Consider the following 24,468-nt stretch of genomic DNA (forward strand, 5'->3'; position numbering starts at 1 on the left):
AATCGCGACACGAAAGATTTTGGGAGCAAGTGATGCGCAAAGTTACCGCTGCCGTCATGGCCTCAACGCTGGCCTTCAGTGCGTTTAGCCAGGCTGCTGTAGCTATCATCAGCGATAACGGTTCCTCGGTAGAGGGCGCAACGCAGCACAGCAGCCAAAACCATATGTTTGACGGCATAAGTTTAACCGAACATCAGCGTCAACAGATGCGAGATCTGATGCAGAGGGCACGACACGATCAGCCCCCTGTTAATGTTAGCGAAATGGAGACAATGCATCGCCTTGTCACCGCAGAAAATTTTGACGAAAGCGCTGTACGCGCTCAGGCCGAAAAAATGGCGCAGGAACAGGTTGCCCGCCAGGTAGAAATGGCGAAGGTTCGCAATCAGATGTTCCACCTGCTAACGCCCGAGCAGCAAGCGGTTTTGAACACCAAACATCAGCAACGTATGAACCAGTTGCGTGAGGTTGCACGGATGCAGCGAAGCTCAGATATGACGCTTTTCAGTAGCAATAGCAGTACCCGTAGTAACCAGTAAACCCTGTTTTCCTTGCCATAGACACCATCCCTGTCTTCCCCCACATGATGTGGGGGTTTTTTTTGCCCGTCGTTCAGGTTTGTTAACGCTTTATTCATCCTTTCACTCCACCGCCATCCGTTATACTAGCGCCATGGCATGACAGGAGTGTTTATGAATCAATCCTATGGACGGCTGGTAAGCCGGGCCGCAATAGCCGCGACGGTGACGGCGTCGTGTTTGCTGATCATTAAAATCTTCGCGTGGTGGTACACCGGCTCGGTCAGTATTCTGGCGGCGCTGGTGGATTCTCTGGTGGATATTGCCGCCTCGCTGACCAATCTGCTGGTGGTGCGCTACTCGCTGCAACCGGCGGATGAAGAGCATACGTTTGGGCACGGCAAGGCGGAATCGCTGGCCGCGCTGGCGCAAAGCATGTTTATTTCGGGCTCCGCGCTTTTTCTGTTTTTGACCGGCATTCAGCACCTTATTTCGCCTTCCCCTATGAACGATCCGGGCGTTGGCGTGGTCGTAACGGTAGTTGCACTTATAAGCACACTTGTTCTTGTAACGTTCCAGCGCTGGGTCGTACGCAAAACACAAAGCCAGGCTGTACGGGCCGATATGCTTCATTATCAGTCTGATGTTATGATGAATGGGGCTATTCTTATTGCGCTTGGTCTGGCCTGGTATGGCTGGCATCGGGCGGATGCGTTGTTTGCGTTAGGGATAGGGATCTATATTTTATACAGCGCGTTGCGGATGGGGTATGACGCGGTACAGTCGCTTCTTGACCGTGCGCTTCCGGACGCAGAACGTGATGAAATTTATGCCATCGTGACCAACTGGCCTGGCGTCAGTGGCGCTCACGATCTTCGTACGAGGCAGTCAGGGCCGACCCGCTTTATTCAGATTCATTTGGAAATGGAAGACAACCTGCCACTGGTTCAGGCGCATATGGTCGCTGAACAGGTGGAGCAGGCGATTTTGCAGCGTTACCCTGGGTCAGACGTCATTATTCACCAGGATCCGTGCTCTGTCGTACCCAGGGCGTTTTGAGCTTTCGTAATTCGTTGTAAAAAAGAGAGCCAGACCAGCATTTTGTGGATAAATTACCACCATATGGCCTGACCTGAATCAATTCAGCTGGAAGGGATTGATATACTATTTGCAGTATTCGACGGTTGAACAGTTTCTTCCGGCAGCAGATTTCAATTTTGCATTCCTAAGTTCAGAGGTAGTCATGATTAAGAAAATCGGTGTGTTGACAAGCGGCGGTGATGCGCCGGGCATGAACGCGGCAATCCGTGGGGTTGTCCGTGCAGCGCTGACGGAAGGTCTGGAAGTTTTTGGTATCTATGACGGTTACCTGGGCCTGTATGAAGACCGCATGGTTCAGCTGGACCGCTACAGCGTGTCTGACATGATCAACCGTGGCGGTACTTTCCTCGGTTCTGCGCGCTTCCCGGAATTCCGTGACGAACACATCCGCGAAGTGGCTATCGAAAACATGAAAAAACGTGGCCTGGACGCGCTGGTGGTTATCGGCGGCGACGGCTCGTATATGGGTGCAAAACGTCTGACGGAAATGGGCTTCCCGTGTATCGGCCTGCCTGGCACCATCGATAACGACATTAAAGGCACCGACTACACCATCGGTTACTTCACCGCGCTGGGCACCGTTGTGGAAGCGATTGACCGCCTGCGTGACACCTCTTCCTCTCACCAGCGTATTTCCATCGTTGAAGTGATGGGCCGTTACTGCGGTGACCTGACTCTGGCGGCGGCAATTGCCGGTGGCTGTGAGTTCGTGGTGGTTCCGGAAGTGGAATTCAGCCGTGAAGATCTGGTCGCTGAGATCAAAGCCGGTATCGCGAAAGGTAAGAAACACGCGATCGTTGCCATCACCGAGCACATCTGTGACGTTGACGAACTGGCGAAGTACATCGAAACCGAAACCAAACGCGAAACCCGCGCGACCGTTCTGGGTCACATTCAGCGCGGCGGTTCCCCGGGCCCATACGACCGTATCCTGGCGTCCCGCATGGGTGCGTACGCGATTGAGCTGCTGCTTCAGGGCCACGGCGGCCGCTGCGTTGGTATTCAGAACGAGAAACTGGTTCACCATGACATCATCGACGCCATTGAAAACATGAAGCGTCCGTTCAAAGGTGACTGGCTGGACTGCGCGAAAAAACTGTACTGATTCGTTGTGTTTGTTATGTCCGGTGGCGCTGCGCTTACCGGGCTTACGTAGCGACAAATGTAGGCCGGGTAAGGCGAAGCCGCCACCCGGCTTTTTTGTGCCCCTCCTTTTTTATTCCTCCACGTTATAGCCAATCTTTTTTTATTCTTTAATCATCGGTTAGCTTTCTGGCACGCTGCATTCATCAAAACACTGCATAAGAGAGCTGGGCGATGAAGAAATGGGGCGTGGGGTTAACATTATTGCTGGCATCGACCAGCGTTCTGGCAAAGGACATTCAGTTACTGAACGTGTCGTACGACCCGACGCGTGAGCTGTACGACCAGTACAACAAAGCTTTTGCGGCGCACTGGAAGCAGGAAACCGGCGATAACGTGGTGGTTCGCCAGTCTCACGGCGGTTCCGGTAAGCAGGCGACATCGGTGATCAACGGCATTGAAGCCGATGTGGTTACCCTGGCGCTGGCTTACGATGTGGACGCCATTGCGGAGCGCGGCCGTATCGACAAAAACTGGATCAAACGCCTGCCGGACAACTCTGCACCCTACACCTCGACCATTGTCTTCCTGGTGCGTAAAGGCAACCCGAAACAGATTAAGGACTGGAACGACCTGGTGAAACCGGGCGTGTCGGTCATCACGCCGAACCCGAAAAGCTCCGGCGGCGCACGCTGGAACTACCTGGCGGCCTGGGGCTATGCGCTGCACCACAACAACGGTGACCAGGCGAAAGCACAGGAATTCGTGAAAGCGTTGTTCAAAAACGTCGAGGTGCTGGACTCCGGCGCGCGCGGCGCAACCAATACCTTCGTTGAGCGCGGCATCGGCGACGTGCTGATCGCCTGGGAAAACGAAGCCCTGCTGGCAACCCACGAGCTGGGTAAAGACAAGTTTGAAATCGTGACCCCGAGCGAATCCATCCTCGCTGAACCGACCGTCTCCGTAGTCGATAAGGTTGTTGATAAGAAAGGGACCAAAGCGGTGGCGGAAGCCTACCTGAAGTACCTTTACTCACCGGAAGGTCAGGAAATTGCGGCGAAAAACTTCTATCGCCCGCGCGATGAGGCCATCGCGAAGAAATACGAGAACGCCTTCCCGAAACTGAAGCTGTTTACGATCGATGATGTTTTTGGCGGCTGGACCAAAGCGCAGAAAGAGCATTTCTCCAGCGGCGGCACCTTCGACCAAATCAGCAAGCGCTAGGCGTTTCACAAAGCACGACACGGTAACCCGGTGTGAGAAATCCGCCGGGTTTTTTATTTGGTCATCATTTTGCGTTACTCTTTTGCCTTTACTGAAAACAGGGAACGCGTTGTGAAAAAAATTATCTTACTGATTCTGATCGTTATCGCCCTTGCCGCAGGCGGCGTGTACTGGATGAAAGCGGGTAATCCGAATGCGTTGCGCCATATCGTGCTCGACCAGTGTGTGCCCAACCAGCTGCAAAACCGGAACCCGGCACCGTGTGCACAGGTGAAGCCGGACGCTGGCTACGTGGTGTTTAAAGACCGCAACGGGCCGCTGCAATACCTCCTGATGCCCACGTACCGTATTAACGGCACCGAAAGCCCGCTGCTGACTGAGCCTCAGACGCCGAATTTCTTCTGGCTGGCGTGGCAGTCGCGTAACTTTATGAGCATGAAGCGGGGGGCCGACGTGCCTGACAGCGCCATTTCGCTGACCATCAACTCCCCGACCGGGCGCACGCAAAACCATTTCCATATCCACATCTCCTGCCTGCGCCCGGACGTGCGCGAGAAGCTGAACGCGGCGCAGGGGCAAATCAGCACCCAGTGGCTACCTTTCCCCGGCGGGCTGGAAGGGCATGAGTACCTTGCCCGTCGGGTGACGGAGAATGAACTGGTGCAGCGCAGCCCGTTTATGATGCTGGCGGAAGAGCTGCCGGAAGCCCGCGACCATATGGGACGCTTCGCGCTGGCGATGGCGCAGCAGTCGGACGGCTCGTTTGTACTGCTGGCGACCGAGCGTAACCTGCTGACCTTTAACCGCGCGTCGGCTGAGGAATTACAGGATCATCAATGCGATATCCTGAAGTGACCCCACCATAAATAGCGTTTACTCGCCCTGCCTGTCGCCGTAGACTTGCTGAAAAATTCTACAGGAGACAGGCATGTCGCTCTGGTTAACGCATCCTCTGCTGCTTCCCTCGCTGATCGTCGGCGTCACCATCGTGCTGTGGGCGACGTCGCTGTTGCCAGAATTTATTACCGCGCTGCTGTTCTTCACGGCGGCGATGACCGCCAGAATCGCCCCGCCGGAGGCGATCTTCGGCGGCTTTGCCTCGTCGGCTTTCTGGCTGGTGTTCAGCGGCTTTGTGCTCGGCGTGGCGATCCGGAAAACCGGCCTGGCGGACAGGGCCGCCCGGGCGCTGTCGGCAAAGCTTACCGACTCCTGGGTGCTGATGGTGGCGAGCGTTGTGCTCCTGAGCTATGCCCTGGCGTTCGTCATGCCCTCGAACATGGGGCGTATTGCCCTGCTGATGCCAATTGTTGCCGCAATGGCGAAGCGGGCCGGCATTCCTGATGGCTCGCGGGCGTGGTTTGGCCTCGCGCTTGCCGTAGGCTTTGGCACCTTTCAGCTTTCGGCCACCATCCTGCCCGCCAATGTTCCCAACCTGGTGATGAGCGGCGCGGCGGAGGGTTCATACGGTATCCACCTCAATTATGTCCCTTATTTGCTGCTGCACACGCCGGTGCTGGGCATTCTCAAAGGCCTGATCCTGATTGGCCTGATCTGCTGGCTGTTCCCCGGCAGCCCGAAACCGGCGAAGGATCTGGCGCCATCGGAACCGATGGGGCGTGACGAAAAACGGCTCGCCTGGCTGCTGGCGGCGGTGCTGGTGATGTGGGTGACGGAGAGCTGGCACGGCGTGGGCCCAGCGTGGACGGGGCTGGCAGCCTCGGTCATCGTCATGCTACCGCGCATTGGTTTTATTACCGGCGAGGAGTTCTCCGCCGGGGTGAATATGCGTACCTGTATCTACGTCGCGGGTATTCTCGGGCTGGCGATTACGGTGACGCAAACCGGTATTGGAGCGGCAGTGGGGGAGGCGTTGCTGCATATCATGCCGCTGGATGCAGACAAACCGTTTATCAGCTTCCTGGCGCTGACGGGGATCACCACGGCGCTCAACTTCATTATGACCGCCAACGGCGTTCCGGCGCTGTACACCACGCTGGCGCAGAGCTTTTCGGACGCGACCGGCTTCCCGCTGCTGTCGGTGATCATGATTCAGGTGCTGGGGTATTCCACGCCGCTGCTGCCGTATCAGGCGTCGCCGATTGTGGTGGCGATGGGCTTAGGGAAAGTGCCTGCGAAGGCGGGGATGGTGCTCTGCCTGGCGCTGGCGATAGCGACGTATCTAGTGCTGCTGCCGCTGGATTATCTGTGGTTTAGCCTGCTGGGACGCCTGTAAAAAAGCCCGGTGGCGCTGATGCTTACCGGGCCTACAGAACCGTAGGGCGGGTTAGCGAAGCGCCACCCGCCACAAAGGCAATTACGCCTGCTTAGCCGCTTCTGCTGCTTTAACGATCACCGCGAAAGCGTCAGCCTTCAGGGATGCGCCGCCAACCAGCGCGCCATCGATGTCTGGCTGGGTGAACAGCTCAGCAGCGTTGGATGCGTTAACGGAACCGCCGTACTGGATGATCACTTGCTCAGCCACTTTCGCGTCTGCTTTCGCAATGTGGTCACGGATGAACTTGTGCACCGCCTGAGCCTGCGCAGGAGTTGCAGATTTGCCGGTACCGATCGCCCAGACTGGCTCGTAAGCGATAACCGCGCCTTCGAACGCTGCCGCGCCCTGCGTTTTCAGCACGGCGTCGATCTGACGCGCGCACACTTCTTCGGTTTTGCCCGCTTCGTTTTCAGCTTCGGTTTCACCGATGCACAGCACCGGGATCAGATCCTGCTCTTTCAGCACGGCGAATTTCTTCGCGATGAACTCGTCAGATTCTTTGTGGTAGGTGCGACGCTCGGAGTGGCCGATGATGATGTATTTCGCGCCGATGTCTTTCAGCATTTCAGCGGAGGTTTCACCGGTGAATGCGCCGGACAGGTTAACGTCAACGTTCTGCGCGCCCAGCACGATGTGGCTGCCGTCAGCGGCACGTTTAGCCAGATCCAGGTACATATCCGGCGGAGCGATAGCAACCGCGCAGCCGGTCACGCCAGCCAGCTCTTTACGCAGGTTAGCAACCAGTTCGTTTACCATGTGGCGGCTGCCGTTCAGTTTCCAGTTACCCATCACTAAAGGATGTCGCATTTCAATTCTCCACGCTCAATAAGCGAATTAAGGAATATGGCCACCCTTAAGGGCAGCATGGTCTGTGAATCAGTATAGAGATTTTCCCTCGAAAGGCTTTGCTTTTTGTCATTAATTCGCCCCCTCGAGTGCGTCTGATAACGCCAGCTTAATCGGTTCAACCGCGAAGGTCAGCCCCTTTTCGCCGTTGTCTGCGACGACATAGCGAACGGCGCCTTCCGTATCGGCGTAATAGCGTTTGTTTTTCCCGGCGGTAAGCAATTTTTGCAACTTTTGCTGGCTCTGCGCTTTGGTGAAGGTGGGGGTAAAGGCGCGCAGGATGGCGCTCATGTACTCCAGCGCTTTCGCTTTCGCCGCTTTCTGCTCTGGCCCCTGAATCGGCAGCCAGGTGATCTGCATACTTTTGATTTTTAACGTTCCGCGCTCAAGGGCAGTGGAAGCATACAGATTCTCGTTAATTTTGCTGGCGGCGCGGGTCAGGGTCGGCGTATCGCGGGCACCGTCAATCGCACGAAACTCCCCCAGCGCAAGCGAGGGGTTTTCTTTGTTGAAGGCCTCGCGGAACTGGCTGATAGATTGATCGAAAGAGGGGGCGCCCGCCAGAAGATAGGGCGCGGTGACCGGGGAGGCCGTTTCCGCAGCGAACAGGGGGAAACTGGCGCTCAGCATCGCTAAACACAAATAAAGAGAGTGTGCCGAACTTTTCATCAACATTGCCCCTGGCCGTCATTGCCCATGATTAAAACGATATCTGGTTGGCTTGTCAAAAGGTCACAACTCCAGGGTAAAATGCGGGCTAAACAATAATAAGGAACCTTACATGACCATACAGCAGTGGCTGTTTTCATTCAAAGGGCGTATTGGACGCCGTGACTTCTGGATCTGGATGGCAGCGTGGCTTATCGCCATGCTGCTTCTGTTTTTCGTTGCCTACAACGCCTGGCTGAGCACGCAAACTGCGGCGTTTGCGCTGGTCTGTTTGCTGTGGCCAACTGCGGCGGTGGTGGTGAAGCGTTTGCACGATCGTGGCCGTTCCGGCGCATGGGCTTTCCTGATTATCCTGGCGTGGATGCTGGTGGCGGGGAACTGGGCGATGCTGCCTTCCATCCTCCCGTGGGTGGTGGGCAGACTGCTGCCGACGGTTATCTTTGTGATGATGGTTGTCGAACTGGGCGCGTTTATCGGCACCCAGAGCGAGAACAAATACGGTAAAGATACCCTTGAGGTGAAGTACCGCTGATCACCAGTAGTGTTCAGCGGTCATGTGGCCCGGCCGGCGGCGAAGGTGCTTCGTCATCTGCCGGGTATCTTTCAGCAGCTGCTGCGTATCGCGCACCATCTGCGGGTTGCCGCACAGCATCACGTGGCTGGTTTCGGTATTCATCGGTAAACCCACTGCCTCTTCCAGCGCGCCGCTTTCAAACAGCGCCGGAACGCGGCCGGTTAACGAGCCGGCTGCGGTTTCGCGGCTGACCACCGTCTGAATCTTTAATTTCCCGCCGTAACGCTGTTCCAGCGCCTGCATCTGCGGCAAATAGCTCAGGTCGGCGGCGTAACGCGCGGCGTGGACCAGCACGATGTTCTTAAAGCGCTCCAGATCTTTGCCGTACTCCAGGATAGAGAGATAAGGGCCGATGGCCGTACCGGTCGCCAGCATCCAGAGCGTTTCACAATCCGGAATTTCATCCAGCACAAAGAAGCCTGCCGCGTCGCTGACAATCTGCACCTCATCGCCCGGTTTCAGCGCAGCAAGGCGCGGGCTGAGCTTGCCGTCCGGAACGGTGACCAGATAGAACTCGAGATCCGGGTTATCAGGCGCGTTAACGTAAGAGTAGGCGCGCTGTACGCGTTCACCGTCGATATCCAGCCCGAGCTTTGCAAACTGCCCGGCGGTAAACGGATGAACGGGCGCGTGCAGCGTGAGGCTAAATAGCGCATCGGTCCAGAACTGTACCTTTGTGACTTTACCTGTTACCCAGTCCGCCATGATCTTCTCCTGTGCTGTGTCTCTCTTCTATCTTCCGTACTTGTGGGAAACATTTCCAGCCTATTCGGGCCGGAAAGCTCTATCGATCAAACGGTTTTACAGAATGTGCGTCTGCACGTCCGGGTCTTTGCGATCGAGATAATGAATGGACTGAATGCGGCGAATGGTGCGGGATTTACCGCGGATCAGCAGGGTTTCGGTGGTGGCCATGTTGCCCTTGCGGGTGATGCCGTCCAGCAGATCGCCTTTGGTGATGCCAGTCGCTGAGAAGACCACGTTATCGCTGCGGGCCATATCGCTCAGGGCGAGCACTTTATTGGCTTCGATGCCCATCGCGGCACAGCGCGCCAGCTCGTCTTCACCGATGCGGCGGTTCTCGTCGCTGTCGCCTTTAACCTCATGGCGTGGCAGCAGGCGCGCCTGCATATCACCGTCCAGCGCGCGGATTACTGCCGCAGAGACCACGCCTTCCGGCGCGCCGCCGATGCCGTAAAGCACGTCGACTTCGCTGTCCGGCATGCAGGTCAGAATAGAGGCGGCTACGTCGCCATCCGGAATGGCAAACACGCGCACGCCGAGTGCTTGCAGATAAGAGATGGTGGCGTCGTGGCGCGGTTTCGCCAGAATGGTCACGGTGAGTTCGTTGAGCGGTTTACCCAGCGCCGCCGCGATATTGCGCAGGTTGGCATCCAGCGGCAGGCTGAGGTCGATTGCGCCTTTCGCGCCTGGGCCGACAATCAGCTTTTCCATGTACATGTCCGGCGCGTTGAGGAAGCAGCCTTTATCGCCCACGGCCAGCACCGCCAGCGCATTGGCCTGGCCCATCGCCGTCATGCGCGTGCCTTCAATCGGGTCGACCGCAATATCTACCGCATCGCCTTTGCCGGTCCCGACTTTTTCACCGATGTAGAGCATCGGGGCTTCGTCGATTTCGCCTTCGCCAATGACGATAGTACCGTCGATATTGACCTGATTAAGCACAATGCGCATGGCGTGGACGGCTGCGCCGTCTGCGGTATTTTTGTCGCCACGACCCAGCCACTTATAGCCTGCAAGGGCGGCAGCTTCGGTGACGCGGGAAAACTCGATAGCAAGTTCACGTTTCATGAGGTACTCGTACAATCAAAAGGAATTGCACGAAGTTTATCACAGAGTGGAGAGGGGCGAGGGGGCCGGTGCGGTCGGAGCCCCTCACCTTAACCCTCTCCCCAGAGGAGAGGGAATATAGGCTTACTCGTCGTGCTCTTCCCATGCCAGGGCACGTTTCACCGCTTTCTTCCATCCGCTGTAGCGGTAGTTGCGCTCGGTGGTTTCGATCCCAGGACGGAATTCGCGTTCGATTACCGCTTTTTCCTGAAGCTCATCGAGGTTTTGCCAGAAGCCAACCGCCAGGCCTGCCAGATACGCCGCGCCAAGCGCCGTCACTTCTCGCACCTCAGGACGCTCAACGCGGGTGCCCAGAATGTCGGACTGGAACTGCATCAGGAAGTTGTTGGCCACCGCGCCGCCGTCCACGCGCAGGGCGTGCAGACGAATGCCGGAGTCAGCCTGCATCGCTTCCAGCACGTCGCGCGTCTGGTAGGCGATGGATTCCAGGGTCGCACGGATGATGTGGTTTGAGTTCACACCACGCGTCAGGCCGAAAATCGCGCCGCGGGCGTACGGATCCCAGTACGGTGCGCCCAGACCGGTAAACGCGGGCACCACGTATACGCCGTTGGTGTCTTTTACCTTAGTCGCGAAGTATTCGGAGTCAAACGCATCGCTGATCAGCTTCATCTCGTCGCGCAGCCACTGAATGGAGGCGCCCGCCATGAATACCGCCCCTTCCAGGGCATAGTTCACCTCACCGCGTGGGCCGCAGGCGATGGTGGTCAGCAGACCGTTTTCTGATTTCACCGCTTTCTCACCGGTGTTCATCAGCATAAAGCAGCCGGTACCGTACGTGTTCTTCGCCATCCCTTCCTTAACGCACAGCTGGCCGAACAGCGCCGCCTGCTGGTCACCGGCGATACCGGCGATAGGAATACGCGTGCCGCCTTTACCGCCGATGTTGGTCTGGCCGTACACTTCTGAAGATTTACGCACCTGTGGCAGCATGGCGCGCGGAATGTCCAGCGCGTCCAGCATCTTGTCATCCCACTCCAGGGTGTTGATGTTGAACAGCATGGTGCGCGAGGCGTTGGTGTAGTCGGTGACGTGAACGCGTCCCTGAGTCATCTTCCAGATAAGCCAGGTATCGACGGTGCCGAACAGCAACTCGCCACGTCGTGCGCGCTCGCGTGAACCTTCCACATGGTCGAGGATCCACTTCACTTTGGTGCCGGAGAAATAGGGGTCAATGACCAGACCGGTTGCGCTGCGGATGTACTCTTCCATCCCGTCGCGCTTCAGCTTTTCGCAGATCTCTGACGTGCGGCGGCACTGCCAGACAATGGCGTTGTAGATAGGCTTACCGGTTTCGCGCTCCCAGACAACGGTGGTTTCACGCTGGTTGGTGATACCGATAGCGGCAATCTCGTCAGAACTGATGTCGGCTTTTGCCAGCACTTCCACCAGCGTGGAGCTTTGTGACGCCCAGATCTCCATTGGGTCGTGTTCTACCCAGCCTGGACGCGGATAAATTTGCTCAAATTCGCGTTGAGACACGCTGACAATGTTCGCGTCGTGATCCATTACGACAGCGCGGGAGCTGGTAGTGCCCTGGTCGAGCGCAACGATATATTTTTTTTCGGTCATGGTATGTGTCCCGTAGTCAGATTACAGCGAAGCTTTTTGTTGTGCGGTGGAAGTCGTCTCTTTTTCCTCTTCCACACAGGTGTCGCACGGTAAGTGGCGACCAATCAATTTGCGATAGCCGAATGCGCCCAGCGCTGCCCCTACGATTGGCCCGAACAGCGGAACCAGGAAGTAAGGAATGTCCTTGCCACCAGTGAAGGCGACGTCGCCCCATCCGGCAAAGAAGGCGAAGGTTTTTGGGCCCAGATCGCGCGCCGGGTTCATCGCAAAGCCGGTCAGCGGCCCCATCGACGCACCGATAACCGCAATCAGCAGGCCAATCAGCAGCGGCGCCAGCGGGCCGCGCGGAATGCCGTTTCCGTCGTCGCCCAGCGCCATAATGACGCCCATCAGAATAGCGGTTATCACCATTTCAACTGCGAACGCCTGCACAAAATTAATATGCGGATTCGGATAAGTTGAGAAAATGCCCGCCAGATCAAGACTTTCGACACTACCACGCACCATGTGGTGCGTCTGCTCGAAGTCGATGAAAAGATTGTAATAAAGCCCGTAAACTAACGCCGCTGCGCAAAAGGCGCCGGCAAATTGTGAAATGATGAAAGGGACAACTTTGCGTCCGTCAAAGCACGCGAACAGCCATAATGCGATGGTCACCGCCGGGTTAAGATGTGCGCCGGAAACGCCTGCGGTTAGGTAGATGGCCATCGCCACGCCCAGACCCCAGATAATACTGATTTCCCACTGACCAAAACTGGCACCCGCCACTTTCAGTGCAGCGACACAGCCTACTCCGAAGAATATCAACAACCCGGTACCCAGAAACTCGGCAATGCACTGGCCTTTTAAGGTTGATGTCTGACTCATAATCGGAATCCTGCAAAAGAGTAATGTTTATTGTTTGCGTGACCGCCCGTGACAGTCACGGTGTCCTGTAGACACAGTGTTAATTTATCGTTAACGAGCACAAACGAGAAATATCGAAATCGAAATGTGTGGTCTGTGTCAATAAAATGAGCGTTTTCGCGCCATAAAGCGCGTTTTTGCATCAGATAATGATTGTGGGCTGAATCATTTCTTTAACTTATGGGTTAACAACTTAGGGGTATATGCGGCGAACGCACCAGGACGAGGCCGAAAAGTGTTGCAAACCGCGATCTGCGTGGCATGCCGCTGGACAGGGGCGACGGCGCTCCATACAATCGGAACATATGTTGTGCGCGTTTATCTTAAAGCGTCGCCTTGCAATTCAGGAGAGGTAGGATCATGTCTTTAGAAGTGTTTGAGAAACTGGAATCGAAAGTACAGCAGGCGATTGACACCATCACGCTGCTGCAAATGGAAATTGAAGAGCTGAAAGAGAAGAACAACTCCCTGTCTCAGGAAGTTCAGAACGCTCAGCACAGCCGCGAAGAACTGGAGCGCGAAAACAACCAGCTGCGCGAACAGCAGAACGGCTGGCAGGATCGCTTGCAGGCGCTGCTGGGACGTATGGAAGAAGTCTGATTTCCTTTGGGAATGAATTGAGTAGGCCGGGTAAGGCGAAGCCGCCACCCGGCTTTTTTATAGAGCTCGCTTACCGATTAACTACTCAATATCCAGCGCATCCTCGGAAAGGATAATCCCGGTATTGTCGGCATAAAGGTGGTCGCCGGAGAAGAAGGTTACGCCGCCGAAATTGACGCGCACGTCGCTTTCGCCGATGCCTTCACCCGCTGCGCCAACCGGAATGGCGGCAATGGCCTGAATACCGATATCCAGGTCTTCCAGATCGTCCACCTGGCGCACGGAGCCGTAGACCACAATCCCTTCCCACTCGTTTTGCACAGCAAGGCGGGCGAGGTCTGCATCGATCAGTGCGCGGCGTACTGAACCGCCACCGTCCACCAGCAGGACGCGGCCACGGCCGTTCTCTTCGAGCAGATCGTACAGCAACCCGTTGTCCTCGAAACATTTCACCGTGATGATTTGCCCGCCAAATGACGACCGTCCGCCAAAGTTGGAAAACAGGGGTTCAACGACGTTGACATCTTCCTGGTAGATGTCGCAAAGCTCGGAGGTATCGTATTTCATAGGTTTAACGCTCTGTTGCTGCGAATGTGTTCAGTATATCGTGCGAAATGCGTTGTTGGCAAAATCATCAATTGTTAATTGATATTTGTCAGCTAACTCAGCGTCTGGCTTAAGACAATCCCGATGACGAACAGCAGGTTAGTCAGCAATGCGCCTTTTACCGTGCGTTCCAGCATCGGCGGCATAGCGGCCGGGCTAAGTTCACGCATCACGTAACGGGCCTGCTTAATCAACAGCGGTGCGGCGAGCACGAACAGCCAGCCCCACAGGCTGTGCAGAGAAATCAGGTTGAACAGCGCCAGGCAGACCAGCGCGCCGATGAGCAGGCAAGCGTGATAGCGGCGTGCATTCACCGGTCCCAGACGCACCGCAAGGGTGTTTTTACCGTTCTCGCGGTCGCTGTCGATGTCGCGCAGGTTATTGATGTTTAGCACCGCTGTCGCCAGCAGGCCACAGGCGGTCGCGGGCAGGAACAGGGCAGGGATCACCGTATGTGCCTGCAAATACCAGCTTCCCATCACGCTTAGCCAGCCGAAGAAAACCAGCACGGAGATATCGCCCAGGCCAATGTACCCGTAAGGGCGCGTGCCGACGGTATAGGTAATGGCCGCGATAATGGCGAGCAGGCCCAGCACCAGAAAGCCAATGAAGTCGCTGGTGGTTTTCGAGGCGACCGTCACCAGCGCCAGCCCGGACAGGCAAATTAACACCACGGTGATGATCAACGCCCGCTTCATCTGTGCCTGGGTGATCACCCCTTTTTGCATCCCGCGCAGCGGCCCGATACGGTCAGGCTTGTCGCTGCCTTTTACCGCATCGCCATAATCATTCGCGAGGTTAGAGAGGATTTGCAGCAGCCCGGCGGTAATGAGCGCCAGACCTGCCACCAGCGGATCGAAATGCCCCTGCCACCAGGCAAGCGCGGTGCCGACAATAATGGCGGCAAAAGCCAGAGGAAGCGTTTTAGGGCGCAGACTTTCGAGCCACGCCTGCGTACGGCTGATATCAGTCATAGTTATTTAGCCAATAAAAAATGGGGGCAATAGCCCCCATCAACAGTGATGAAAATGCATTGAACGCGATTATAGAATAAAACGGCTCAGATCTTCATCTGCCACTAACGCATCCAGGTGTTTGCTCACATAGTCTGCGTCAATGGTAATGCTTTGACCGTTAAGGTCGCTCGCATCATAAGAGATGTCTTCCATCAGGCGTTCCAGCACGGTGTGCAGACGACGCGCACCGATGTTCTCGGTGGTCTCGTTGACCTGCCACGCGGCCTGGGCGATGCGCTTGATACCGTCATCGGTAAATTCAATGTTCACGCCTTCGGTCGCCATCAGCGCTTTGTACTGTACGGTCACAGAAGCGTTTGGCTCGGTCAGGATACGTTCGAAATCTTCGGTGGTCAGCGCCTGCAACTCAACGCGGATAGGCAGACGACCCTGGAGTTCCGGGATCAGGTCAGACGGACTGGCAATCTGGAACGCACCGGAGGCGATAAACAGAATGTGGTCAGTTTTCACCATGCCGTGCTTGGTGGAAACGGTGCAACCTTCTACCAGCGGCAGCAGGTCGCGCTGAACGCCTTCGCGGGAAACATCCGGGCCGGACGCGTTGCCGCGCTTACAAATTTTGTCGATTTCGTCGATAAAGACGATACCATGCTGCTCAACGGCGTCGATAGCGTCCTGTTTCAGCTCTTCAGGGTTAACCAGCTTCGCGGCTTCTTCTTCAATCAGCAGCTTCATCGCGTCTTTGATTTTCAGCTTACGTGCTTTTTGCTTCTGGCCGCCCAGGTTCTGGAACATGGACTGCAACTGGCTGGTCATCTCTTCCATGCCCGGAGGCGCCATGATTTCGACGCCCATCGGCGCAGCAGCGAGATCGATCTCAATCTCTTTATCGTCCAGTTCACCCTCGCGCAGCTTTTTGCGGAATGCCTGACGCGCAGCAGAAGGTTCAGCCTGCTGTTCAGCCTGTCCCCAGTTGTTTTTTGCCGGTGGGATCAGCACGTCGAGAATGCGCTCTTCGGCCATCTCTTCGGCGCGATAGCGGTTTTTCTCGATCGCCTGGACGCGCACCATCTTAATTGCCGAATCGGTCAAATCACGGATGATGGAGTCCACTTCTTTGCCCACATAGCCCACTTCGGTGAACTTGGTGGCTTCCACTTTGATGAACGGCGCATTAGCCAGCTTGGCCAGACGACGGGCGATTTCGGTTTTACCCACCCCGGTCGGGCCGATCATCAGGATGTTTTTCGGCGTTACTTCGTGGCGTAGCTCTTCGTCGAGCTGCATGCGACGCCAGCGGTTACGCAGTGCGATAGCCACGGAGCGCTTGGCGTTGTCCTGGCCGATAATGTGTTTGTTCAGTTCGCTGACAATTTCGCGTGGGGTCATTTCAGACATGGGCGATCCTTACGCTTTGGAGGTCAATTCTTCGATGGTGTGATTGTGGTTGGTATAGATGCAGATATCACCTGCAATATCCAACGCTTTCACCGCGATATCGCGCGCGTTCATGTCGGTATTTTCCAACAGCGCACGGGCTGCGGCCTGGGCGTACGGGCCGCCAGAGCCGATGGCAATCAGGTCGTTTTCAGGCTGAACCACGTCACCGTTACCGGTGATGATCAGCGAGGCGTTTTCGTCGGCCACGGCCAGCAGCGCTTCGAGCTTGCGCAGCATGCGGTCGGTACGCCAGTCTTTTGCCAGCTCAACGGCGGCTTTCACCAGATGACCCTGATGCATTTCCAGTTTGCGTTCAAACAGTTCAAACAGCGTGAAGGCATCCGCCGTGCCGCCCGCGAAACCAGCGATCACTTTGTCGTTATAAAGACGACGGACTTTCTTCACGTTGCCTTTCATGACGGTATTACCCAGCGTGGCCTGGCCATCACCGGCAATTACCACCTGGCCGTTACGGCGTACACTTACTATTGTTGTCACGAGCAGACCCCCTGGTTACAGATTCGGGAAACAGAAGCCCTGAGCCTGTGCTCAGGGCTGAATTAAATGATAGATGGGGGGGATTTCGGGGGTTTCAACCCCCGGAGGCGAGTCGAATGCAGTTTGTGTGGCCAGCCACTTTCAAACGGGAAATGGTGCCGTCTGCGTTTTCTTTGCCTTTGACCGGGCCAATCACCACGCGATTCCAGCCGTTATTGGTGGTAATGCGTGAGTCAAATCCTTCAAATGCCAGCTGAGCACGCACCGTTTCGGCCTGCTCGGCGCCTTTAAATGAACCGCACTGAACCATCCAGCGGCGTTCATCTTTTTTCTCCGCCGTCTGCTTCGGCGCCTCGGTCTCTTTGGTGACCGGGGCAGCCTGCTGCGTTTTTGGCTGTTGCGCAGTGGTATGCGCAGGCGTCTGTAACAGATCCTGATACGGCTGTGCCGTTTGCTTCTGCGGCTGCGCTTTCGGCTGCTGCTGGACAGGCTGCGTTTGCACGGTACGCGTCTGTTGCTGCGGTTGGGTGCGCGGCTGCTGTACCGGCTGCGTTTGCGTCCACTGCTGCTGCTGCGTTTGCTGCTGAGCCTGACGCTGGCGCTGCAACGTTTGCTGACGCTGCGCCGGGGTTTGTTCGTTCCACGGCACTTCGTTCAGCTGCGTAGGCTGCTGGCGCATGTCTGCCTGCATCTGAGCGAGCAACTGACGCTGTTCGTCCGTTAGCTGATCGGCATTCTTCACTTCACCCCCGGCAGAAGGTTCGGTAGGCGCACGTACGCCTGGCTGGCGGCTTTCCAGCTCTTTAATGTAGCGCCAGCGCTCTTCAGGCTTCGGAGGCAGGCCGTTACCGACGACCTTGTTGCCCTGAAGGGCTTCAGACTCTTCTTTTTTATGATGCGTAATGAAGTAGAGGCCGCCAATAAAGGCCACCAGCACGGCCGCAGCAATGGCGACCATGGCTGGAGAGACAGCAGACAGGCTACGTTGCTTGCTTTTTGAACTACTCTTTTTGCGTCGCGAAGGTGCCGGCTGGCCGCGACGTACATAATCTCGTTGTGCCACTATCGTTTCGCTGTATTTATTCGTTCGTCAGCCCGCCATGTTACTTAAGCGACGGGGCTTTGACCAGATAAGGGTGTAGAAAGGTATTTACTTTAAGTTAATGCCTGGGTAGAGCCGCGCACAATCAGCTCACAATCCAGTAGCCGTGACCCGCTGCTAACTGTCTGACCGTGCAGCTGATCCAGCAAAAGCAGCATCGCTTCCCGGCCAATGTCATACCGCGGTTGTGCAACGGTCGAAAGCGGCGGATCGCAAAATTCTGAAAGCGAAATATTATCAAAGCCGATAATCGACAGGTCCTGCGGCACGCGCAGGCCGTGACGTTTGGCGTAAGATAATGCGCCCAGCGCCATCACGTCGCTGTGGCAGAACACCGCGGTAGGCGGTTCTGGCAAGGCCAGCAATTTTTCCAGCGCCTGCCCACCCGCTTCAAAGGTGAAATCACCGCGCGCAATGTAGTGCGGATCGACGATAGCCCCGGTACGGCGCAGCGCCTGAACGTAGCCCTGCAACCGGTAATGACACAGCGGCATCTCTTCTGGCCCGGCAATACACCCGATACGCTTATGCCCCAGCTCCTGAAGATAGTTCACGGCGTTGAACGCGGCGGTGAGGTTGTCGATATGTACGGTCGGCAGCTCCAGCTCCGGTGCAAACTCGTTCGCCATGACCATCGGCGGTAGATTGCGCTGTTCTTCGATGCTGGCATCAAACGGCAGGCGCGAGCCAAGCAGCAGCATGCCGTCAATTTGCTTGGTGATGATCAGGTCGATGAACGTTTTTTCCTGCTGGTTCTGGTGGGCACAGTCACCAATCAGCACCAGATAGCCCTGGGCGGCGGCGGTAACCTCAATGCCGCGAATGATTTCGCTGAAGAAGGGATCGCAAATGTCCGGCACGATCACCAGGATGGTGCGGGATTCATTGCGTTTAACGTTGCGTCCCATGGCTTGCGGGAAATAACCCACCTCAAGCGCCGCCTTTTCAACCCGGTTTCGGGTTGCCTGGGAGACTTTGTCAGGGTTCATCAATGCGCGGGATACGGTTGCTGTTGAGACTTGTGCTTTCTCGGCAACGTCTTTCATGGTCGCCGAGGCAACCTCTTTCCTGGACTTCAACGTCTTCTCCTCGCCTGAACACCGAACTGCGTACAGCACCATTTTTACAGATAGTTAATGGAATCGGTTACAGAATTTTCATAAAAAGTGTGAGGCGAGTTAAATTTTTCGATCCGCATTCAGCCTTCAATCGGATCGACGTCCAGAACCCACTTCACTTTTCGCGCTTCCGGCAGGGTATTAATCAGCGCCAGTGTGCCGCTGACGATCTGCTGTAAACGGATACGCGAAGGGTGCTGAAGCAAGAGTTGCCAGCGGAAACGGCCACCGCGTTTCGGGGCAAGCGCAGGGACCGGACCTAAAATCCACAGCTGATTATCCACCAGCGGGCTGGCTTGCAGGAGGTTTCTCAGCTGTTGCAGGAACAGCGGCGCCTGCTGGTTGTTATGATCTTCCGCACGGATGATGACGTGGCTGGTCCACGGGGGAAGCTGCATCGTCTGGCGTTCAGCCAGCGCCTGGTCTGCGAAGGCGTCATAGCCTTTATGCAGCAGGGTTTGCAGCAGCGGATGTTCAGGGTGGTGCGTTTGCAGTACGACCTCGCCCTGTTTACCCGCGCGTCCGGCGCGCCCGGCAACCTGGGTATAAAGCTGGGCGAAACGCTCGGCGGAGCGGAAATCTGCCGAGAACAGCGCGCCGTCGACGTCCAGCAGGGCGACCAGCGTCACGTCCGGGAAGTGGTGCCCTTTCGCCAGCATCTGAGTGCCAATCAGGATGCGCGCCCCGCCGCGATGCACTTCCGCCAGCTGCTGCTCCAGCGCTCCTTTACGGCTGGTGGTGTCCCGGTCGATACGGGAGATGGGCACGTCCGGGAAGAAGGGCGCGAGTGCCTGTTCAAGCTGTTCTGTTCCCAGACCGACCGGGACGATGTGCGTTGAGCCGCAGGAGGGGCACTGGCGGGGAACCGGACGCTGGCTGTCGCAGTGATGGCAGCGCAGGTGGCGCTGGGCCTGGTGGAAGGTGTAGTAGTGATCGCAGCGCGGGCACTCGGCAATCCAGCCGCAGTCGTGGCACAGCAGGGCGGGGGCAAATCCGCGACGGTTGAGGAACAGAATGACCTGGTTCCCCGCCTGCAAATGCTGGCGCATGCGGGTGATAAGCGCGGGCGCTAGCCCCGCCTGGACCTGCTGGCCTTTCAGATCCAGTACGTGCTGAATGGCCGGGCGGGCATTCCCTGCGCGGCGCGTCAGGCGCAGCATGTGGTATTTACGCTGGCGCACGTTGTGCAGCGTTTCGAGCGCAGGCGTGGCAGACCCGAGAATAATGGGGATTTGCTCGCTGTGGGCGCGGTACACGGCTAAGTCGCGGGCGTGATAGCGCCAGCCTTCCTGCTGTTTATAGGAGCTGTCGTGTTCTTCATCAATCACGATAACGCCGAGGTTTTTAAACGGCGTAAACAGTGAGGAGCGGGTGCCGATAACAATCGCCGCTTCGCCATTTTTCGCCTTCAGCCAGGCGCTGAGGCGCTCGCTGTCGTTCAGGCCGGAGTGCAGCACCTCAACGGGCGCGTTAAAGCGTTCACGGAAGCGGGCGATGGTTTGCGGCGTCAGGCCGATTTCCGGCACCATCACTAGCGCTTGTTTCCCCTGCGCGAGCACGTTTTCCAGCACGCTCAGATAAACTTCGGTTTTACCGGAGCCGGTGACGCCCGCCAGCAGCCAGGCGGAGAAACGATCGGCGGCGCTGTGAATCGCGCCCACGGCGGTGGCCTGCTCGGTATTCAGACGCAGGCGATCGCCCGACACGGAAAAGCCATCGCGCCAGTCGTGAAGGGCAGGTGCTTCGCTGGCCAGCTCGCTCAGCCCTTTCTTCCTTAATGCCTGTAACGCGGTTTCGCTCACCTCAAGCTCGTCGATCTGATGGCGCCAGATTTTTCCCTGACGCAGCGCGGCCAGCGCCTGCTGCTGTTTCTGCGAGCGCTTCAGGCTATTAATGTCGACCGCCTGACCCTGCTCGGTGGCAAACCAGTACCACATGGGCGCATGGCTGGCGCGCTTGCCCTGACGCAGCATGATGGGCAGGGCGTGGAACAGGACGTCGCCAACCGGATGATGATAGTAATCCGCCGCCCACAGCAGCAGCCGCCAGGTACTTGAAGAGTAAACCGGTTCATCGTCCAGCACCTCAACGACCGATTTCAGCTCGTTAAGGGGCAGTTCGCTTTTATCGCTGATGGACACGACGATCCCGACGCGCTGCTGTTTGCCAAACGGCACGGTCACACGACAGCCCGCTTTGGCGCTCATGCTGTCGGGCAGCAGGTAGTCAAAGGTGCGGGGAAGCGGAACGGGCAGGGCAACGTGAGCGACGGGCATCGAATCTTCCTGACTTGAAAAGTGGCGCGTTAGTATACACATTAGTGAAAGCGGCGTGCGGATCAGTTTGCATACGTTGGTCAAATTCTGTATGATTCGCCGCCTTTGGTGTATTTTACGCCAAAGAACTTACATTCAACATCGCGTGGTGTCTGGCGTTAGGGCTGGAAGAGCGACGCGGCCTTAACTGAGGTTCTCCCATGAAAAAAGATATTCACCCGAAATACGAAATGATTACTGCAAACTGCTCTTGCGGTAACTCTATCCAGATCCGCTCCACCGTGGGTCACGATCTGAACCTGGACGTGTGCGGCAAATGCCACCCGTTCTACACTGGTAAGCAGCGTGATGTTGCAACCGGTGGCCGTGTTGACCGCTTCAACAAGCGTTTCAGCATCCCGGGCGCTAAATAAGCATCCAGAAGAAACCGCCTCCGGGCGGTTTTTTTGTGCCTGTAATATCTCACTTGAATTAATTTTAAATTTATATTCCCACCTTAAATATATATTTTAAATTTCCCGAAAAATAAACATCGTCATTCAATATAATCCTATTTATACGGATAGTGAGCTTTATCTCTGTATTCTTGGCCTGTTTGCCATTTTATCGCCTTACATGGCAATAAATAAAAGGTTTCCCTCTGCGGGTAAAATTACACTGCGCTCGACATATATTCTTATTTGCCATTTGAGCAGCGATGGCTTTCAGGGTGTATTTACGTGAGGGAAAAAGGATGAAGCTGAAGCAATTGTTATTCGTGCTTCCATTACTATCGTGCGCGGCGCAGGCGGGGTATGTGGATTACCGACACGAGTATTACGATGATGGACGTAACTATGATCGTGTATACATGTCACACCGTTTCGGTACGGGCTTTGGGGTAGCTGTAGAGGCCGTCTCACGCTCCGATGAAAAGCAATCTAATGATGCGCTCACTAATATGGAGAGCAACAGCAACGAATATACTGCCAGCTATCAGTTCACCTGGCAGGGATTTATCTGGCAGCCGGGTGTCGCCGTTGAAATGGGCGACGATATGGCTATTTATAAACCGTATTTACGCGTGCAGTATAATATTAACGAAAGCTGGTGGACGGCGTTCCGTTATCGTTCTGAATATACTCGCCGTAATGCAGACGGTAAAGATGACCGTATGGTATATCGCCCCGAAATGTGGCTGGGATATAATATCGAAAACTGGATGTTCGAACTGAACGGAATTTATAAGTTCGCCGACAATGAAGATCTGTATAACAACAAAAAAGAGGATTATGAATATAACTTCCGCGTGGCGTATAACATCGATTCGTGGGTGCCATTTGTGAAAGTGGGTAATGTCTCTTCCGGCTACAACACCGCTACCACTGACGACCGACAGACGCGTCTGCGTGTAGGCTTAGGCTACAACTTCTGAGCAACCATCCCGCTGAGTACCCTCAGCGGGATCGCACCGCAGTTAGTATTCCCACGTCTCCGGGTCGATGCCCAGTTCACGCATGATCACCTTCGCCTCTTCCGGGATTTCATCACTGCGCTCTTTGCGCAAATCTTCATCGTTTGGCAACGGTTGACCGGTAAACGCATGCAGGAACGCTTCGCACAGCAGTTCGCTGTTGGTGGCGTGACGCAGGTTGTTCACCTGACGACGCGTGCGTTCATCGGTGAGGATCTTCAACACCTTCAGAGGAATGGAAACCGTGATTTTCTTGACTTGCTCACTCTTCTTACCGTGCTCAGCGTATGGGCTGATATATTCGCCGCTCCATTCAGCCATGAGATACCTTTAATCCTCTCAGTCATTAATCTAAAGGCGCAAAACCGGCAACTGACGGGTTTTGAACCGTACTCTTGCGTAGTTTACCGTAGAGACGATACCGAGGCACGGATATTGCCGCTGTAGCGTGTCCTAAAGCATATAATTTTAACGGCTATTTGCGCATTGCTCAATCTATACGCAAAGAAGTTTAGATGTCCAGATGTATTGACGTCCATACTTTCAATGTTTACTCTGGTGCCTGACTTTTCACCTCATTCGCCAGGAAGCCTCACCATGACGCGTAAACAGGCCACCATCGCAGTGCGTAGCGGATTGAACGATGACGAGCAGTACGGCTGCGTTGTCCCGCCGATTCATCTCTCCAGTACCTACAATTTCACCGGATTTAATGAACCCCGCGCGCATGATTACTCGCGTCGCGGCAATCCTACGCGTGACGTCACTCAGCGCGCGCTGGCGGAACTGGAAGGCGGCGCGGGTGCGGTATTAACCAATACCGGCATGTCTGCTATTCACCTGGTGACCACGGTGTTCCTGAAGCCTGGCGATCTGCTTGTAGCACCGCACGACTGTTACGGCGGCAGCTATCGTCTGTTTGACAGCCTGGCAAAGCGTGGCTGCTACCGCGTGTTGTTTGTCGATCAAAACGACGAACAGGCGCTGAAACAGGCGCTTGCCGAGCAGCCGAAGCTGGTTCTGGTGGAAAGTCCAAGCAACCCATTGTTGCGCGTTGTCGACATTGCGAAAATTTGTCAGCTCGCAAGGGATGCGGGAGCGATAAGTGTAGTGGATAATACGTTCCTCAGTCCGGCCCTTCAGAACCCACTGGCACTGGGTGCCGATCTGGTGTTGCATTCATGCACTAAATATCTGAACGGCCATTCTGACGTGGTGGCGGGCGTGGTGATTGCAAAAGATCCCGACGTTGTTACGGAACTGGCATGGTGGGCCAATAATATCGGCGTCACCGCGGGCGCGTTCGACAGCTACCTGCTGTTACGCGGCATCCGCACGCTGTCGCCGCGTATGGACGTGGCGCAGCGCAATGCCCAGGCGATCGTGGATTTCCTGCAAACCCAGCCGCTGGTGAAGAAGCTTTATCACCCGTCGCTGCCGGAAAACCAGGGGCACGAAATTGCCGCGCGCCAGCAGAAGGGATTTGGCGCGATGTTAAGTTTTGAACTGGATGGTGACGAGCAAACGCTGCGTCGCTTCCTGAGCGGGTTGTCATTGTTTACGCTGGCGGAATCCTTAGGGGGAGTTGAGAGCTTGATCTCCCACGCCGCAACCATGACGCACGCAGGTATGGCACCGGAAGCACGTGCCGCCGCCGGGATTTCCGAGACGCTGCTGCGTATCTCGACCGGTATTGAAGATTCTGAAGATTTAATTGCCGACCTGGAAAATGGCTTCCGGGTCGCAGCCAAGGGGTAA

Annotated in this window: 25 protein-coding genes; 11 read left to right on the forward strand and 14 right to left on the reverse strand. The window is 56.0% G+C overall.

Translation table 11 applies throughout. The annotated features are described in order from the left end of the window. Positions 1-32 precede the first annotated feature (32 nt). The 6 genes from cpxP (at position 33) to A3466_RS05310 (ending at position 6,159) form a co-directional block, all read left to right on the forward strand. Entirely contained in the window at positions 33-539 is a 507-nt protein-coding gene (gene cpxP / locus A3466_RS05285; protein WP_063449709.1) for a cell-envelope stress modulator CpxP, read from the forward strand. Positions 540-692: 153 nt separating this feature from the next. Next, on the forward strand, positions 693-1,577 hold the full coding sequence (gene fieF / locus A3466_RS05290; protein ID WP_063449710.1) for a CDF family cation-efflux transporter FieF: 885 nt from the start codon (positions 693-695) through the stop codon (positions 1,575-1,577). Positions 1,578-1,761: 184 nt separating this feature from the next. Further along, positions 1,762-2,724, forward strand: a complete 963-nt coding sequence (gene pfkA, locus A3466_RS05295; protein WP_003862009.1) for a 6-phosphofructokinase — start codon at positions 1,762-1,764, stop codon at positions 2,722-2,724. A gap of 212 nt (positions 2,725-2,936) precedes the next feature. Continuing rightward, positions 2,937-3,926: a sulfate ABC transporter substrate-binding protein gene (locus A3466_RS05300; RefSeq protein ID WP_063449711.1), complete on the forward strand. Its 990-nt coding sequence runs from the start codon at positions 2,937-2,939 to the stop codon at positions 3,924-3,926. Positions 3,927-4,037: 111 nt separating this feature from the next. Then, positions 4,038-4,781, forward strand: coding sequence for a CDP-diacylglycerol diphosphatase (locus A3466_RS05305; protein ID WP_063449712.1), 744 nt, complete (start codon positions 4,038-4,040; stop codon positions 4,779-4,781). A 73-nt stretch (positions 4,782-4,854) separates the two neighbouring features. Beyond that, a complete protein-coding gene (locus tag A3466_RS05310; protein WP_063449713.1) occupies positions 4,855-6,159 on the forward strand; it encodes an SLC13 family permease in 1,305 nt (434 codons plus the stop codon). 81 nt (positions 6,160-6,240) lie between these two features. Here the strand turns inward: A3466_RS05310 and tpiA are convergent, their stop codons facing one another. Both tpiA and A3466_RS05320 read right to left on the reverse strand, forming a co-directional pair. Continuing rightward, positions 6,241-7,008 (reverse strand): triose-phosphate isomerase, encoded by a 768-nt coding sequence (gene tpiA / locus A3466_RS05315; RefSeq protein WP_063449714.1) that lies wholly within the window; start codon positions 7,006-7,008, stop codon positions 6,241-6,243. A 111-nt stretch (positions 7,009-7,119) separates the two neighbouring features. After that, positions 7,120-7,716, reverse strand: coding sequence for a DUF1454 family protein (locus tag A3466_RS05320; RefSeq protein WP_063449715.1), 597 nt, complete (start codon positions 7,714-7,716; stop codon positions 7,120-7,122). A 112-nt stretch (positions 7,717-7,828) separates the two neighbouring features. Here A3466_RS05320 and A3466_RS05325 point away from each other — a divergent pair, with 112 nt between their 5' ends. Next, positions 7,829-8,248: a DUF805 domain-containing protein gene (locus A3466_RS05325; RefSeq protein WP_063449716.1), complete on the forward strand. Its 420-nt coding sequence runs from the start codon at positions 7,829-7,831 to the stop codon at positions 8,246-8,248. Here the strand turns inward: A3466_RS05325 and fpr are convergent, their stop codons facing one another. The 4 genes from fpr to A3466_RS05345 form a co-directional block, all read right to left on the reverse strand. After that, positions 8,249-8,995 carry a ferredoxin--NADP(+) reductase gene (gene fpr, locus A3466_RS05330; RefSeq protein WP_063449717.1) on the reverse strand — a complete coding sequence of 249 codons (747 nt, stop codon included), beginning with the start codon at positions 8,993-8,995 and terminating at the stop codon, positions 8,249-8,251. A 96-nt stretch (positions 8,996-9,091) separates the two neighbouring features. After that, complete coding sequence (gene glpX / locus A3466_RS05335; protein ID WP_063449718.1) at positions 9,092-10,102, reverse strand: class II fructose-bisphosphatase; 1,011 nt, start codon at positions 10,100-10,102, stop codon at positions 9,092-9,094. Positions 10,103-10,225: 123 nt separating this feature from the next. Then, entirely contained in the window at positions 10,226-11,734 is a 1,509-nt protein-coding gene (gene glpK, locus A3466_RS05340) for a glycerol kinase GlpK (RefSeq protein WP_063449719.1), read from the reverse strand. Positions 11,735-11,755: 21 nt separating this feature from the next. Beyond that, positions 11,756-12,601: an MIP/aquaporin family protein gene (locus tag A3466_RS05345; RefSeq protein WP_010436934.1), complete on the reverse strand. Its 846-nt coding sequence runs from the start codon at positions 12,599-12,601 to the stop codon at positions 11,756-11,758. Between the two features lie 399 nt (positions 12,602-13,000). On the opposite strand from A3466_RS05345, the gene zapB reads away from it, so the two are divergent. Then, positions 13,001-13,240, forward strand: a complete 240-nt coding sequence (zapB, locus tag A3466_RS05350; RefSeq protein WP_022649799.1) for a septal ring assembly protein ZapB — start codon at positions 13,001-13,003, stop codon at positions 13,238-13,240. An 81-nt stretch (positions 13,241-13,321) separates the two neighbouring features. Here zapB and rraA read toward each other — a convergent pair whose 3' ends face one another. From rraA to priA, 7 genes are all read right to left on the reverse strand, one after another. After that, a complete protein-coding gene (rraA, locus tag A3466_RS05355; RefSeq protein ID WP_003862032.1) occupies positions 13,322-13,807 on the reverse strand; it encodes a ribonuclease E activity regulator RraA in 486 nt (161 codons plus the stop codon). A gap of 92 nt (positions 13,808-13,899) precedes the next feature. Continuing rightward, positions 13,900-14,826 (reverse strand): 1,4-dihydroxy-2-naphthoate polyprenyltransferase, encoded by a 927-nt coding sequence (gene menA / locus A3466_RS05360; protein WP_102750818.1) that lies wholly within the window; start codon positions 14,824-14,826, stop codon positions 13,900-13,902. Between the two features lie 63 nt (positions 14,827-14,889). Further along, positions 14,890-16,221: an HslU--HslV peptidase ATPase subunit gene (gene hslU / locus A3466_RS05365; protein ID WP_063449721.1), complete on the reverse strand. Its 1,332-nt coding sequence runs from the start codon at positions 16,219-16,221 to the stop codon at positions 14,890-14,892. A 9-nt stretch (positions 16,222-16,230) separates the two neighbouring features. Continuing rightward, positions 16,231-16,761 (reverse strand): ATP-dependent protease subunit HslV, encoded by a 531-nt coding sequence (gene hslV, locus A3466_RS05370; RefSeq protein ID WP_022649795.1) that lies wholly within the window; start codon positions 16,759-16,761, stop codon positions 16,231-16,233. Positions 16,762-16,855: 94 nt separating this feature from the next. After that, entirely contained in the window at positions 16,856-17,824 is a 969-nt protein-coding gene (gene ftsN, locus A3466_RS05375) for a cell division protein FtsN (protein ID WP_017383099.1), read from the reverse strand. Positions 17,825-17,916: 92 nt separating this feature from the next. Then, complete coding sequence (cytR, locus tag A3466_RS05380; RefSeq protein ID WP_003862038.1) at positions 17,917-18,942, reverse strand: DNA-binding transcriptional regulator CytR; 1,026 nt, start codon at positions 18,940-18,942, stop codon at positions 17,917-17,919. Between the two features lie 119 nt (positions 18,943-19,061). After that, positions 19,062-21,257: a primosomal protein N' gene (gene priA, locus A3466_RS05385; protein ID WP_063449722.1), complete on the reverse strand. Its 2,196-nt coding sequence runs from the start codon at positions 21,255-21,257 to the stop codon at positions 19,062-19,064. A gap of 200 nt (positions 21,258-21,457) precedes the next feature. On the opposite strand from priA, the gene rpmE reads away from it, so the two are divergent. Together rpmE and A3466_RS05395 are read left to right on the forward strand one after the other, a co-directional pair. Beyond that, positions 21,458-21,670, forward strand: coding sequence for a 50S ribosomal protein L31 (gene rpmE / locus A3466_RS05390; RefSeq protein ID WP_003862040.1), 213 nt, complete (start codon positions 21,458-21,460; stop codon positions 21,668-21,670). Positions 21,671-21,990: 320 nt separating this feature from the next. Beyond that, entirely contained in the window at positions 21,991-22,671 is a 681-nt protein-coding gene (locus A3466_RS05395; protein WP_063449723.1) for an oligogalacturonate-specific porin KdgM family protein, read from the forward strand. A gap of 42 nt (positions 22,672-22,713) precedes the next feature. On the opposite strand, the gene metJ is transcribed toward A3466_RS05395, so the two are convergent. Further along, positions 22,714-23,031, reverse strand: coding sequence for a met regulon transcriptional regulator MetJ (gene metJ, locus A3466_RS05400; protein ID WP_015966498.1), 318 nt, complete (start codon positions 23,029-23,031; stop codon positions 22,714-22,716). A gap of 276 nt (positions 23,032-23,307) precedes the next feature. On the opposite strand from metJ, the gene metB reads away from it, so the two are divergent. Beyond that, entirely contained in the window at positions 23,308-24,468 is a 1,161-nt protein-coding gene (gene metB / locus A3466_RS05405) for a cystathionine gamma-synthase (RefSeq protein WP_063449724.1), read from the forward strand.

The organism is Enterobacter genomosp. S, from assembly GCF_001631805.1.
Taxonomy (GTDB): domain Bacteria; phylum Pseudomonadota; class Gammaproteobacteria; order Enterobacterales; family Enterobacteriaceae; genus Enterobacter; species Enterobacter quasihormaechei.

What these genes read in the sequence shown, in the direction of transcription:
- A3466_RS05320 (WP_063449715.1), bottom strand. Translation starts at nt 7,716, where the DNA reads ATGAAAAGTTCGGCACACTCTCTTTATTTGTGTTTAGCGATGCTGAGC.
- metB (WP_063449724.1), top strand. Translation starts at nt 23,308, where the DNA reads ATGACGCGTAAACAGGCCACCATCGCAGTGCGTAGCGGATTGAACGAT.
- zapB (WP_022649799.1), top strand. Translation starts at nt 13,001, where the DNA reads ATGTCTTTAGAAGTGTTTGAGAAACTGGAATCGAAAGTACAGCAGGCG.
- pfkA (WP_003862009.1), top strand. Translation starts at nt 1,762, where the DNA reads ATGATTAAGAAAATCGGTGTGTTGACAAGCGGCGGTGATGCGCCGGGC.
- hslU (WP_063449721.1), bottom strand. Translation starts at nt 16,221, where the DNA reads ATGTCTGAAATGACCCCACGCGAAATTGTCAGCGAACTGAACAAACAC.
- A3466_RS05300 (WP_063449711.1), top strand. Translation starts at nt 2,937, where the DNA reads ATGAAGAAATGGGGCGTGGGGTTAACATTATTGCTGGCATCGACCAGC.
- metJ (WP_015966498.1), bottom strand. Translation starts at nt 23,031, where the DNA reads ATGGCTGAATGGAGCGGCGAATATATCAGCCCATACGCTGAGCACGGT.
- rraA (WP_003862032.1), bottom strand. Translation starts at nt 13,807, where the DNA reads ATGAAATACGATACCTCCGAGCTTTGCGACATCTACCAGGAAGATGTC.
- cpxP (WP_063449709.1), top strand. Translation starts at nt 33, where the DNA reads ATGCGCAAAGTTACCGCTGCCGTCATGGCCTCAACGCTGGCCTTCAGT.
- fpr (WP_063449717.1), bottom strand. Translation starts at nt 8,995, where the DNA reads ATGGCGGACTGGGTAACAGGTAAAGTCACAAAGGTACAGTTCTGGACC.
- priA (WP_063449722.1), bottom strand. Translation starts at nt 21,257, where the DNA reads ATGCCCGTCGCTCACGTTGCCCTGCCCGTTCCGCTTCCCCGCACCTTT.
- glpX (WP_063449718.1), bottom strand. Translation starts at nt 10,102, where the DNA reads ATGAAACGTGAACTTGCTATCGAGTTTTCCCGCGTCACCGAAGCTGCC.
- tpiA (WP_063449714.1), bottom strand. Translation starts at nt 7,008, where the DNA reads ATGCGACATCCTTTAGTGATGGGTAACTGGAAACTGAACGGCAGCCGC.
- rpmE (WP_003862040.1), top strand. Translation starts at nt 21,458, where the DNA reads ATGAAAAAAGATATTCACCCGAAATACGAAATGATTACTGCAAACTGC.
- A3466_RS05345 (WP_010436934.1), bottom strand. Translation starts at nt 12,601, where the DNA reads ATGAGTCAGACATCAACCTTAAAAGGCCAGTGCATTGCCGAGTTTCTG.
- A3466_RS05395 (WP_063449723.1), top strand. Translation starts at nt 21,991, where the DNA reads ATGAAGCTGAAGCAATTGTTATTCGTGCTTCCATTACTATCGTGCGCG.
- A3466_RS05310 (WP_063449713.1), top strand. Translation starts at nt 4,855, where the DNA reads ATGTCGCTCTGGTTAACGCATCCTCTGCTGCTTCCCTCGCTGATCGTC.
- glpK (WP_063449719.1), bottom strand. Translation starts at nt 11,734, where the DNA reads ATGACCGAAAAAAAATATATCGTTGCGCTCGACCAGGGCACTACCAGC.
- fieF (WP_063449710.1), top strand. Translation starts at nt 693, where the DNA reads ATGAATCAATCCTATGGACGGCTGGTAAGCCGGGCCGCAATAGCCGCG.
- A3466_RS05325 (WP_063449716.1), top strand. Translation starts at nt 7,829, where the DNA reads ATGACCATACAGCAGTGGCTGTTTTCATTCAAAGGGCGTATTGGACGC.